The 1306-nt window shown below is 70.1% G+C and carries 2 protein-coding genes and 1 pseudogene; all 3 read right to left on the bottom strand.

Translation table 11 applies throughout. The annotated features are described in order from the left end of the window. A pseudogene (locus B2869_RS16090) lies at positions 1-328 on the bottom strand (hypothetical protein); the annotation flags it as partial. Continuing rightward, on the bottom strand, positions 328-489 hold the full coding sequence (locus B2869_RS16085; RefSeq protein ID WP_292768777.1) for a DUF3618 domain-containing protein: 162 nt from the start codon (positions 487-489) through the stop codon (positions 328-330). The gene B2869_RS16085 and the pseudogene B2869_RS16090, both read right to left, overlap by 1 nt. After that, positions 486-899: a phage holin family protein gene (locus tag B2869_RS16080; protein ID WP_292768774.1), complete on the bottom strand. Its 414-nt coding sequence runs from the start codon at positions 897-899 to the stop codon at positions 486-488. The genes B2869_RS16085 and B2869_RS16080 overlap by 4 nt, the downstream gene beginning before the upstream one ends. Positions 900-1306: the final 407 nt, after the last annotated feature.

The raw sequence follows: 1306 nt of genomic DNA, 5'->3' as shown, positions 1-1306 counted from the left end.
CGGCAGCCTCCGTCGCCGTCGACTTCACGGCCTCAGCGGCCTCCGTGGCGGGATCCTGCAGGTTCGATGCGACCGACTTCGCCGCAGCCGTGGCCTCGTCGACGAGGGGCTGCGCCTCTTCGCGGAGCGTCTGCGACAGTTCCTTCTCCTTGTCAGTGCTCGGGATCAGCGACGCCGCGACCAGCCCGACGCCGAACGCGATGAGCCCGACGGCGAGAGGGTTCCCCTCGGCCTTCGCCTTGACCGTGTGCGCGGCGTCGTGCGCGGCATCCCCGGCTCGCCCTGCGACTCCCGATGCGGTGCCGCTCGCATCGTCCGCGGCGCCCATCACGCGCTCCTTGATGNNCCGAATTTCGTGCGCACCTTGTCCTTCTGGCGGTCCACGATCTTGCCGGGAGTGACCTTGTCGACCAGCGCGTCGGTGTCTTGGCCCAGGGAACGGCGCGTGCGCTCGATATCGGCTCGGATGGCATCCGGTGACTCGTTCATAAGTTCTCCTCATTTCTCTTGAGTGTCGGAATGAATTCCTGCAGGGTTTCCATCGTCTGCGGCGCGCCCTTGACTTTCTTGAGCTGCACCTTGCCGATGACGAACAGTACGGCGGCGATCACCGCCCAGATCGCGGCCACGATGACGCCCGACCACCCGCCGCCGACCAGGGTCGCCAGCGCTGCCCAGAGCGCGATCGAGAGGAAGAGCACCACCATGCTCCCGGCGTACGCCGCGCCGCCCAGCATGCCTGCTCCACGGCCGGTGTTCTTCGCCGATTCGCGGAGCTCGGCTTTCGCGAGGGCGAGCTCCTGGCGCATGAGCGTCGAGAGATCTCCGGTCACCTCGCTCAGCAGGTCACCGAGCGATTCGTTCGCTCCCCGTTCTTCAGAGGGGGTTGGGTCGGCCATCTGCGCCTCCTCCCGTGACGTCGCCGTGGCGCGAGGCTCCCGGCGCACCGGGCGCGGTTTTCGGGGCGCCGGGGCCCACTCCTGGAAGGGGAGATTCCGGCGCGACCGGAGCAGGGGGTGCCGGCTGACCAGATGCCGGCGCGACCGGGGCCGGGGGCGCTGCCGGAGGTGCAGCGGGAGCGACGGGGCGCGATACGGGTGCAGCCGGGCTCGAACCCGGAGCAGACGTGCTGGTGCTAGGACTGGTTACGGGGCGCGCCGGGGTCGTCCCGCCCGCGGGAGCGCTCGACTCGGACGAGGACTGCTCTTGCGCATTCGCAGCGAGAGCGCGGGTGAGGCGCCCCGCGAGGACGCCTGCGACCGCGGCGATACCGATGAAGGCGCCCGGCCGTCGGCGCGCGAACGCC

This window comes from Microbacterium sp. UBA3486, from assembly GCF_002377845.1.
Lineage (GTDB): Bacteria > Actinomycetota > Actinomycetes > Actinomycetales > Microbacteriaceae > Microbacterium > Microbacterium maritypicum_A.
Note: the sequence above shows the minus strand (reverse complement) of the source record. Positions and strands in the feature narration are given on the sequence as shown.

Bases quoted from the DNA above. Each gene is read 5' to 3' on its own strand.
- B2869_RS16080 (WP_292768774.1), bottom strand. From the start codon at position 899: ATGGCCGACCCAACCCCCTCTGAAGAACGGGGAGCGAACGAATCGCTC.